The organism is Aeromonas sp. FL131 (assembly GCF_049860615.1).
GTDB lineage: Bacteria > Pseudomonadota > Gammaproteobacteria > Enterobacterales > Aeromonadaceae > Aeromonas > Aeromonas hydrophila.
Map to the genome: position 1 here is coordinate 3,620,264 of NZ_CP187595.1, position 7,237 is coordinate 3,627,500.

Below are 7,237 nucleotides of genomic sequence, written 5' to 3' on the forward strand. Positions count from 1 at the left end.
GTCACATCCCCATTGGCGGGCCCATTCGCCCGCTCTGCTGGTGCTGGGCCGTCAGCTGGCTCACCACCACGGCCTCCCCGGCGGCCAACCCCGCCAGGATCTGGGCATCCACCTTGTTGTTGAGGCCCACCTTCACCTGCCGCCATTGGGGCTGGCCCGCACCATCCACTACCTGCACCCTGTCACCGCTCAGGGCGATGGCCGGGATCACCAGGGCGTTGCGCTCGGTCGCCAGCACTATGTGCACCTGGGCCGTCATGCCGATGCGCAGAGCCCCTTCAGGGTTCTCCACCTCGAACAGACCGTGGTAGTAGACGGCCGTGCTGGTCGAACTGCTGCAGGTCGTGTCGTCGTTGATGGTGTCGGGGGCGGGCTCGATGGCACGCAGACGGGCCTGGTAGCGCTGCTCGGGCGCCCCCAACACGGTGAAATAGCTGGGCAGACCGGCCTTCACCCTGATCACGTCCGCCTCCGAGATCTGCGCCTCCACCGTCATGGTGTCGAGCCGTGCCACCTTGACCATGGTCGGGGTGCTCTGCACCGCGTTGACCGTCTGCCCCTGCTCCACCGGGATCGCCACTATGGTGCCCGCCATGGGGGAGACGATGCGGGTGTAGCCCAGATTCACTTTGGCGGTGTCGACCGCGATATGGGCCTGCACCGCTTGCGCCGTCAGCGCCCGGATGTCGGCGCGGGTCGCCGTCAGGGTCGCCTCCGCACTGTCGTAGTCGGCCTGGCTGCCCAATCCCCGAGCCAGCACCTTGCGCTGGCGCTCGAAGGCCAGCAGGTTGTTGCGCAGAGTTGCCCGACGCGAGGCCAGCTGGGCCTGCACGTTGTCGAGAGCGGCTTCGGTATCCTTGAGGGCGTTCTGCTGGGTGAGATCGTCGATCTCGACCAGCAGATCGCCCTGCTTCACCTGATCCCCCAGCGCCACATGCAGCGCCTTGATCTGCCCCGACACCTGCGCCCCCACGCTCACCAGCTTCTGGGCCTGCAGGGTGCCGTCGGCCAGCACGCTCTGCTCCAGCTCCCGCCGCTCGACCGGGGCGGTGATGAACGAGGCGGTTGGTGCGGCAGTGGAAGGCAGCAACAGCCAGCCGGCACCGACCAGCACCAGGGCGGGTAGCAGCAGGCAAACAACGAGGAGACGGGCACGGGCCATCGCGGATATCCTTGGCTGAAACAGACCCGGGCAATCTACTCCAATGTCCGGTTAAGCCTCTTGCAGGGCAGTGTAAGGATTGCGTAAAAGCAGCTGTCAGGCGGAGACGGACACGGGAAAATGGCGCCAACCCGAGACGGAGAAGAGCGATGAAGATCCTGCTGGTGGACGATGATCTGGAGCTTGGCACCATGCTGAGCGAATACCTAGCTGGCGAAGGCTTTGCCACCACTCATGTGCTGACCGGCAAGAGCGGCGTGCAGCACGCCCTCTCCGGCAACTATGCCGCCGTGGTGCTCGACATCATGCTGCCTGATCTGAATGGCAGCGAGGTGCTGCGCCACATCCGCCGCGACAGCCGGATCCCCGTCATCATGCTCACCGCCAAGGGGGACAACATCGATCGGGTGATCGGGCTGGAGATGGGGGCCGATGACTATGTGCCCAAGCCCTGCTACCCGCGGGAACTGGTGGCCAGGCTGAGGGCTGTGCTGCGCCGGGTCGAGCCAGCCCCCGCCCATCCGGGCAAAGAGCAGGGTCTGCGCCTTGGTGAGCTGGTGCTCTCCCCCGCCAGCCGTCAGTGTCACTGGCAGGCGCAGCCGCTGGAGTTGACCGCCACCGAGTTCAACCTGCTGGAACTGCTGCTGCGATCCCCAGAGCGGGTGGTCAGCAAGGATGAGCTCTCCCTGCACGGGCTCGGCCGCCCGCGCGAGCCCTATGATCGCAGCGTCGACGTGCACATCTGCAACATCCGCCAGAAGCTGCAGGCCCTGGCGGGGGAAGCCATCGGCATCGAGACGGTGCGCAGCATAGGATACCGGCTGGCATGATCCTCAAGGGGCGCCTGTTCTGGAAGATCCTGTTCGGCTTCTGGTTCACCATCATCATGATGAGCCAGCTGCTGTGGGTGGCGTTCAGCCTCTATCGCCACGAAGGGCCGCCAGAGCAGCGGATGGCAAACCAGCTGGCCGAACGTCAGCTGGCAGCCGCCGCCAGCCTGTTGCAGCGGCAGGGACCGGCTGCGGTTGCGGCCCTGCAGGCCAGCTGGCCGGCCCAGGAGCGAAGGCTGCTGCAGCTTGAACCGATCGCTGCAGAGCCATCCACAACACAGGACGACCGCATCCTGCTGGGAGCCGATGGCCGGCACTACCGGCTCGACTACGACAGTGCCGGCCTGCAGCAGTTGCTGGCACCACCCCAGCCCCGCCGCAACTGGCTCAACATGCCACCACCCATGTGGTGGATCGGCGGGCTTGGCGGCCTCTTCTTCAGCGCCCTGCTCGCCTGGCACCTGACCCGCCCCATGAACCGCTTCCGGCAGGGATTCGAGCGCCTCGCCCAGGGGGATCTGGCAGTGCGCCTCTACCCCGCCATGCGGCGGCGCCACGACGAGATCAGCGATGCGGCCCGCGACTTCGATGCCATGGCCGAGCGGTTGCAACTGCTGGTAGAGAGCCGCGAGCAGCTGCTGCACGACGTCTCCCACGAGCTGCGCTCCCCCCTTGCCAGGCTGCAGCTGGCCATCGGCCTCGCCCAGCAGGATCCGGTCAGGATCGAGGGATCCCTCGAGCGGATCCAGCTCGAGACCCAGCGCATGGACAAGATGATCGGCGAACTGCTGACCCTCACCCGTGCCGGCCATGGCGAGCGGGACGGCGAGGAGTATTACGATCTGCAGGGGCTGGTCGACGCCGTGGTGAGCGATGCCCGCTACGAGGCGCAGCACATGGGCGTCGAGATCAAAACCTGGGTGGATGAGACCCAGGAATATACAGTCTGCGGACAGGCGGAGCTGATCCGCCGGGCCCTCGACAACGTGCTGCGCAATGCCTTGCGCTTCTCGCAAGCGGGCCAGACTATCCGCCTGACCCTGATGCGGCAGGGCGATGAGTTTATCGTCGAGGTAGCGGATCAGGGAATGGGTGTGGATGAGAGCAAGCTCTCCAGCATCTTCGATCCCTTCGTGCGGATCGGTTCCCCCGCAGCAGGCAAGGGTTATGGGCTGGGCCTGGCCATCACCCGCAAGGCGATCCAGGCCCAGGGCGGACGGGTCGACGCCAGAAACGGTGAAGAGGGCGGCCTGATCGTCACCCTCCACCTGCCGGGCTAGCCCCTTATTCCAGCTCAGCCATCTGGTCGCCTCGTTCGAAAGCTGTGAGGCAGGTACTCATCCCCGCAATCTTTGCAGCTGGCCGATGGCTGCACCCGTGGAACGGAAGGCAAACTCGGTGGGCGAAATCCCGGCCAGCTTGCGCCACTCACAGGCGGCCACATCGTCGGCCGCTACCACCAAAGGCTTGTGCGCCAACTCCAGCAGAAAGACGGTGTCGCAGGTGTGATAGGTCACCTCGTCATAGGGATAGACGTTGGCATAGGAGCCCAGGTAGCGCGGCGTCTCCCCCGTCAGATCCAGTCCCAGTTCCTCCTTGAGCTCCCTTACCAAGGCTTCCTCCAGCGATTCGCCTGGATCGACGAAGCCGCCCGGCAGATCCAGCAAGCCCCGGCCGGGATCCCGGGCCCGCACCGCGACCAGCAGCTCGTCCTGCCAGCACAGCGCCGCCATCACGGCCGACGCCACATTCTGGAAATAGTGAAAACCACAGCCACAGGCAAACTCTTTCTCGCTGTGCTGTTGCAGCGATCCAGAACCACAACGCGGACAAAACATAGGGGGACTCCCATCTGACACCAAAGGCGCATTGTATGCCGAACCCCATCCCCGATGGAAAGCCTTGAGGCACAACACCCATAGCGTGATAAATCCGCAGGATATAAAGAGGGAGAAGGGGTAATACAGAGGGAATCAAACGAAAAAAAGCCCAGTCGTTAGACTCGGCTTCTTAAGTAGTGGCGGAGCGGACGGGGAGACGGACTGAGTCCGGCTCAAGCACAAAGGACAACAGACAGGGACCGAGTTGCCAGTGGCAAGTCGCAGCCCTGTCTGTGGTCCTTTGTTTCCTTATTTCATTCGCCAAAACCAGATAGCAAAAAGGCCTTCCCATCAGGGAAGGCCTTTCAAATTAGTGGCGGAGCGGACGGGACTCGAACCCGCGACCCCCGGCGTGACAGGCCGGTATTCTAACCGACTGAACTACCGCTCCGCTGTCTGGTTAGCTTTTTGCTAAATTGTCTGCCGCTTCATTGAGGTGTCATCCTCGCAGCCAGTAATGTGATTCTTCACATCACCGTTTAATTGGGTGCCTGGCAGTGTCCTACTCTCGCATGGCGAATGCCACACTACCATCGGCGCTACCGCGTTTCACTTCTGAGTTCGGCATGGGTTCAGGTGGTTCCACGGCGCTATGGCCGCCAGGCAAATTCTTCAATCTGAGAAAGCTGATGTAAGTAATTCGTTCGTATTTGCTACAAGCCTTAGAACACTTCTTGGGTGTTGTATGGTTAAGCCTCACGGGTAATTAGTATGGGTTAGCTCAACACGTCGCCGCGCTTACACACCCCACCTATCAACGTTGTGGTCTCCAACGGCCCTTTAGGACCCTCAAGGGGTCAGGGATGACTCATCTCAGGGCTCGCTTCCCGCTTAGATGCTTTCAGCGGTTATCGATTCCGAACTTAGCTACCGGGCAGTGCCACTGGCGTGACAACCCGAACACCAGAGGTTCGTTCACTCCGGTCCTCTCGTACTAGGAGCAACTCCCTTCAATCATCCAACGCCCACGGCAGATAGGGACCGAACTGTCTCACGACGTTCTGAACCCAGCTCGCGTACCACTTTAAATGGCGAACAGCCATACCCTTGGGACCGACTTCAGCCCCAGGATGTGATGAGCCGACATCGAGGTGCCAAACACCGCCGTCGATATGAACTCTTGGGCGGTATCAGCCTGTTATCCCCGGAGTACCTTTTATCCGTTGAGCGATGGCCCTTCCATTCAGAACCACCGGATCACTATGACCTACTTTCGTACCTGCTCGACCTGTCCGTCTCGCAGTTAAGCTGGCTTATGCCATTGCACTAACCTCCTGATGTCCGACCAGGATTAGCCAACCTTCGTGCTCCTCCGTTACTCTTTGGGAGGAGACCGCCCCAGTCAAACTACCCACCAGGCACTGTCCGCGACCCAGATTCATGGGCCTGCGTTAGAACATCAAACATACAAGGGTGGTATTTCAAGGACGGCTCCAGCGCAACTGGCGTCACGCCTTCAAAGCCTCCCACCTATCCTACACATGTAGGTTCAATGTTCAGTGCCAAGCTGTAGTAAAGGTTCACGGGGTCTTTCCGTCTAGCCGCGGGTACACCGCATCTTCACGGCGAATTCGATTTCACTGAGTCTCGGGTGGAGACAGCATGGCCATGGTTACACCATTCGTGCAGGTCGGAACTTACCCGACAAGGAATTTCGCTACCTTAGGACCGTTATAGTTACGGCCGCCGTTTACCGGGGCTTCGATCAAGAGCTTCGCTTGCGCTAACCCCATCAATTAACCTTCCGGCACCGGGCAGGTGTCACACCCTATACGTCCACTTTCGTGTTTGCAGAGTGCTGTGTTTTTGATAAACAGTCCCAGCCATCTGGTCACTGCGACTCCCAACTGCTCCATCCGCAAGGGACTTCACTGTCAAGAGCGAACCTTCTCCCGAAGTTACGGTTCTATTTTGCCTAGTTCCTTCACCCGAGTTCTCTCAAGCGCCTTGGTATTCTCTACCCGACCACCTGTGTCGGTTTGGGGTACGATGACTTGTAATCTGAAGCTTAGAGGCTTTTCCTGGAAGCAGGGCATCAATGGCTTCCGCACCGTAGTGCGTTCGTCTCGTGTCTCAGTGTTGTGTCTCCGGATTTGCCTAGAAACACCACCTACGCACTTTCACCAGGACAACCGTCGCCTGGCCCACCTAGCCTTCTCCGTCCCCCCATCGCAATTACAAGTCGTGCAGGAATATTAACCTGCTTCCCATCGACTACGCCTTTCGGCCTCGCCTTAGGGGTCGACTCACCCTGCCCCGATTAACGTTGGACAGGAACCCTTGGTCTTCCGGCGAGGAGGCTTTTCACCCCCTTTATCGTTACTTACGTCAGCATTCGCACTTCTGATATCTCCAGCATGCCTCTCGACACACCTTCGCAGACTTACAGAACGCTCCCCTACCACTCACGCTTAGCGTGAATCCGCGGCTTCGGTGCCTGGTTTGAGCCCCGTTACATCTTCCGCGCAGGCCGACTCGACTAGTGAGCTATTACGCTTTCTTTAAATGATGGCTGCTTCTAAGCCAACATCCTAGCTGTCTGAGCCTTCCCACATCGTTTCCCACTTAACCAGAACTTTGGGACCTTAGCCGGCGGTCTGGGTTGTTTCCCTCTTCACGACGGACGTTAGCACCCGCCGTGTGTCTCCCGGATATTACTTACTGGTATTCGGAGTTTGCATGGGGTTGGTAAGTCGGGATGACCCCCTAGCCCAAACAGTGCTCTACCCCCAGTAGTATTCGTCCGAGGCGCTACCTAAATAGCTTTCGGGGAGAACCAGCTATCTCCGAGTTTGATTGGCCTTTCACCCCCAGCCACAGGTCATCCCCTAACTTTGCAACGTTAGTGGGTTCGGTCCTCCAGTTGATGTTACTCAACCTTCAACCTGCCCATGGCTAGATCACCCGGTTTCGGGTCTACACCTTGCAACTAGACGCCCAGTTAAGACTCGGTTTCCCTACGGCTCCCCTATACGGTTAACCTCGCTACAAAATGTAAGTCGCTGACCCATTATACAAAAGGTACGCAGTCACCCCGAAGGGCTCCCACTGCTTGTACGTACACGGTTTCAGGTTCTATTTCACTCCCCTCACAGGGGTTCTTTTCGCCTTTCCCTCACGGTACTGGTTCACTATCGGTCAGTCAGGAGTATTTAGCCTTGGAGGATGGTCCCCCCATATTCAGACAGGATGTCACGTGTCCCGCCCTACTCGATTTCACATCAAGGTTGTTTTCGTGTACGGGGCTATCACCCTGTATCGCCGGCCTTTCCAGGACCGTTCCACTAACTTCCAAGATGCTTAAGGGCTAATCCCCGTTCGCTCGCCGCTACTGAGGGAATCTCGGTTGATTTCTTTTCCTCGGG

General features: G+C 59.9%; 4 protein-coding genes, 1 tRNA gene and 2 rRNA genes (1 of these 7 only partly in view). 2 read left to right on the forward strand and 5 right to left on the reverse strand.

Annotated features, from left to right (window positions below; genetic code table 11):
- Position 1 precedes the first annotated feature (1 nt).
- Positions 2–1,162, reverse strand: coding sequence for an efflux RND transporter periplasmic adaptor subunit (locus tag ACPW75_RS16725; RefSeq protein ID WP_077096131.1), 1,161 nt, complete (start codon positions 1,160–1,162; stop codon positions 2–4).
- Positions 1,163–1,311: 149 nt separating this feature from the next.
- Here ACPW75_RS16725 and ACPW75_RS16730 point away from each other — a divergent pair, with 149 nt between their 5' ends.
- Positions 1,312–1,992, forward strand: a complete 681-nt coding sequence (locus tag ACPW75_RS16730; RefSeq protein ID WP_077096132.1) for a response regulator transcription factor — start codon at positions 1,312–1,314, stop codon at positions 1,990–1,992.
- Positions 1,989–3,272: a HAMP domain-containing sensor histidine kinase gene (locus ACPW75_RS16735; RefSeq protein ID WP_179101398.1), complete on the forward strand. Its 1,284-nt coding sequence runs from the start codon at positions 1,989–1,991 to the stop codon at positions 3,270–3,272. Before ACPW75_RS16730 ends, ACPW75_RS16735 begins: the two co-directional genes overlap by 4 nt.
- A gap of 57 nt (positions 3,273–3,329) precedes the next feature.
- Here ACPW75_RS16735 and ACPW75_RS16740 read toward each other — a convergent pair whose 3' ends face one another.
- The 4 genes from ACPW75_RS16740 to ACPW75_RS16755 form a co-directional block, all read right to left on the reverse strand.
- Positions 3,330–3,830, reverse strand: a complete 501-nt coding sequence (locus ACPW75_RS16740) for an NUDIX domain-containing protein (RefSeq protein WP_077096133.1) — start codon at positions 3,828–3,830, stop codon at positions 3,330–3,332.
- 356 nt (positions 3,831–4,186) lie between these two features.
- Positions 4,187–4,263: transfer RNA gene (locus ACPW75_RS16745), tRNA-Asp, on the reverse strand.
- A gap of 98 nt (positions 4,264–4,361) precedes the next feature.
- Positions 4,362–4,476, reverse strand: a 5S ribosomal RNA gene (gene rrf, locus ACPW75_RS16750).
- A gap of 81 nt (positions 4,477–4,557) precedes the next feature.
- Positions 4,558–7,237 (reverse strand): 23S ribosomal RNA (locus tag ACPW75_RS16755); it runs 209 nt beyond the window's last position.